Origin of the sequence: Sandarakinorhabdus sp., assembly GCF_041689835.1 — a bacterium.
In the GTDB taxonomy this organism is placed as follows: Bacteria; Pseudomonadota; Alphaproteobacteria; order Sphingomonadales; family Sphingomonadaceae; genus Sandarakinorhabdus.
Map to the genome: position 1 here is coordinate 1 of NZ_JBDNFM010000057.1, position 3,281 is coordinate 3,281.

Annotated in this window: 3 protein-coding genes and 1 tRNA gene; 1 reads left to right on the forward strand and 3 read right to left on the reverse strand. The window is 62.2% G+C overall.

Going from position 1 to position 3,281, the window contains the following annotated elements; all coding sequences use genetic code 11:
• The 3 genes from ACESL8_RS02890 to ACESL8_RS02900 all read right to left on the reverse strand — a co-directional run.
• On the reverse strand, positions 1–157 hold a 157-nt coding region (locus ACESL8_RS02890; protein WP_372915770.1), incomplete at its 3' end, for a Thivi_2564 family membrane protein.
• Between the two features lie 522 nt (positions 158–679).
• Positions 680–755: transfer RNA gene (locus ACESL8_RS02895), tRNA-Ala, on the reverse strand.
• A gap of 67 nt (positions 756–822) precedes the next feature.
• Positions 823–2,031, reverse strand: coding sequence for a M20 family metallopeptidase (locus tag ACESL8_RS02900; protein WP_372915766.1), 1,209 nt, complete (start codon positions 2,029–2,031; stop codon positions 823–825).
• Between the two features lie 54 nt (positions 2,032–2,085).
• Between ACESL8_RS02900 and ACESL8_RS02905 the strand changes: the two genes are divergently transcribed.
• Positions 2,086–3,281: NAD(P)/FAD-dependent oxidoreductase (locus ACESL8_RS02905; protein WP_372915768.1), on the forward strand; the 1,196-nt coding region annotated here is incomplete at its 3' end.

A 3,281-nucleotide genomic window follows, 5' to 3' on the forward strand; every position in this document is an offset into this window, starting at 1 on the left:
AAAGGATGCCGAAACTGCGCAGCAGCCAGACGATGACAGCGATAATCACCACCAGGTTGATGATCGTCTTGATCGTGCCGTCCATCGGAATCTTGTTGTTGACCAGCCAGAGCAGGACCCCAACAACGATGAGGACGATGATGGTCTGAATAAGCATGCGCAATCTTTCATTTTAGTTTGGACTTTATGAACGTACAAAAAAGTATCTATTGTGCGACAAAAAAATAACCAATTATGACTAGGTAATTATACTCATTCGGCTATTACGCAGAACCTTTCTTGAAAATCCGCAATAATTTTTTAGTTAACAGGTGTTGCCGGGTAAATTTATATCGAATTTATTCAAGTAACAAGCAATTCAAATTTAAATATTGTCGCAAAACGGTTGCGTATAAATTGCGCGGTGACCCCAAGAAATTTCAGATGACCATATTGTCGCCAAAGACAATGCAGCACGGCATTGTTGCGGCTCGCGTGTCTGCACTGGCTGCGTGCTCGGATGACGATGCGCTGCGACTGGATACGAGACAGCCCAAGCGCGCGCTGATGCCATCCAGGTCCGCGGGTTTACGCGCGGTAATGGGCTGCGTGACGTGCGGGCCAGTCAAAAATCGCGGCAGAAATGCGCAGAACGGCCGCGGCTGCGCGCCTGTATGAGCGCTGGGGTGCGCAGCCGGTTTGGTGGAGCAGAGGGGGATCGAACCCCTGACCTCAGCAGTGCGATTGCTGCGCTCTCCCATCTGAGCTACTGCCCCGCACCAAGTCCGGCCTCCCGTTCGGGAGGGCCGCCGATATAGCGCGGCGACGGCGCTTTGCAACGGACTATTTCGGTTCAAATCCGCTGGCCAGATACTGCTCAGCGATGGCGGCGTGCAGGGCGGCGCCGCGCACCATGGCGCTTTCATCAAGGTGCATGTGGCTGCTGTGCAGACCGCAGCAGGCGTGCCAGTCCGATCCTTCGGCGGCCACACCCAGGAAGAACATCGCACCCGGCACCTTTTCCAGCACGTAAGCGAAATCTTCGGCACCCATTATCGGGTGGGCCAGCGTTTGCCACGCGTCTTCGCCGTAAAGCCGTTTCGTCACCGCTTCGCCCAGCGCGACGGCGCGGCCATCGCAATTGGTGACGGGGAAGCCGGGGATGATCTCCACCGCGGCGTTCGCGCCGTGCGCTGCCGCGATGCCTTGGGCCAGCCGCGGCACGCCGCCGTGCAGTTTGGCGCGCGTGGCCGCCGAAAGGGTGCGCATCCTGCCAAACAGCAGCGCGGTTTCGGGGATGACATTATCGGTGGTGCCGGCGCTGATCTGGCCGATGGTGATGACGGCGGGATCGAACACGTTCACCTGCCGTGTGACGAAGGTTTGCAGCGCCAGCGCGATCTCGCAGGCGATCGGCACGGGATCGAGCGCGTCGTGCGGCATGGAGGCGTGGCCGCCGCGCCCGGTCACCACGATGCGCAATTTGTCGTTGCTGGCCAGCAGCGCGCCGGTGCGGCCCGCCACCACTCCCCACGGCGCGTTGGGCATGATGTGCAAGGCAAACGCCGCATCGGGCAGCGGATCGAGCAAACCATCATCGAGCATGAACTTTGCGCCGTGATGGCCTTCCTCGCCGGGCTGGAACATGAACATCACGCTGCCCGCCAAGCTGTCGCGGCGCTCGCACAATATCCGCGCCGCGCCGGCCAGCATCGCCACATGCGCATCATGGCCGCAGGCGTGCATGGCGCCGGGGATGGTGCTGGCAAAATCCAGGCCGGTTTCCTCCGGCATCGGCAGCGCATCGGTATCGCCGCGCAGCAGCACGGTGCGGCCGTTTGAATTGCCAGCGTTCGGCCCGCGCAGGGTGGCGGTAATGCCGGTGGTCGATGGCCCGGTGCGAAATTCGAGCGGCAGGCCGGCCAGCGCCGCCATGATCTTGGCTGACGTGCGCGGGTTGTGCAGGCCCAGTTCCGGATCGGCATGGATGGCGCGGCGCAGCGCGGTCATGTCGGGCAGCGCGGTGCGGGCGAGGGCAGGCCAGTCGATCATGCGCGTCAGGGTAACGCCTTCCCTTGCCGGCCGCCACCCGCTACGCGGCCTCTCATGCTTGATGCGATTATCCTGGGGGCCGGCGGGGCCGGACTGTTCTGCGCGGCGACGGCCGGGCAGGCCGGCGCGCGGGTACTGGTGATCGATCACAATGCCGATCCGGGCAAGAAAATCCTGATTTCCGGCGGTGGGCGCTGCAATTTTACCAACATCGGTGCGGTGCCGGATCGGTACTTGAGCGAAAACAAGCATTTCGCGCGTTCTGCCCTGTCGCGCTACACGCCCGCCGATTTCGTCGAGCTTGTGCAAAAGCACGGCATCGCTTTTCACGAAAAGACGCTTGGGCAATTGTTCTGCGATGGTTCGGCCAAGCAGATCGTTGCCATGCTGATGGACGAATGCGCCGCTGGCCGGGTTGATTTCGCGTTTGGGGCGGCCATCACCGACGTGAGCCACGCCGATGGCTGCTTCACCGTCACCACCAGCGCCGGCATTTTCAGCGCGCCCAATCTGGTGATTGCCACGGGCGGGCCGGCCATCCCGAAACTCGGCGCGACCGGCTTTGCCTATCAACTGGGCAAGCAGTTTGGCTTGAAGATCATCCCGCCGCGCCCGGCGTTGGTGCCGTTCACGCTGCCGGGTAGCGAAAGCCTGTTCCGCGAATTGGCCGGGGTGGCTGCCGAAGTTGTGGCCAAAGCCGGGAAATCAGCGTTTCGCGAAGCAGCGCTGTTCACGCACAAGGGGCTTTCCGGCCCGGCCATGCTGCAAGCGTCGAGCTATTGGCGGCACGGCGAGGCGATTGCGGTGGATTTCCTGCCCGATGCCGCGCCTGATTGGCTCACCGAGATGAAGCGCCAGCGGCCCAAGGCCGGCCTGAAATCCGTGTTGGGCAGTGCGCTGCCCGAACGGTTGGCAACGGCGCTGGCCGACGCGCTTGTGCTGCCCGGCGAAATGGCCAATCACAAGGACAGCGCGCTCACTGGCGCGATGCAGCGCTTGAAGGGCTGGGCTTTCCGCCCCGATGGCACCGAAGGCTTTGTTAAGGCCGAAGTGACGGCGGGCGGGATCGACACCGCCGGGCTGTCGTCGCGAACGATGGAAGCTATTGGAGCGGCCAATCACATTGAAGGGCTGTTCGCCACCGTCGAGGCCGTAGACGTTACCGGTTGGCTGGGCGGTTATAATTTCCAGTGGGCGTGGGCTTCGGGCCACGCGGCGGGCACGGCGATTGCCGAAAGAAGGGGTGCATG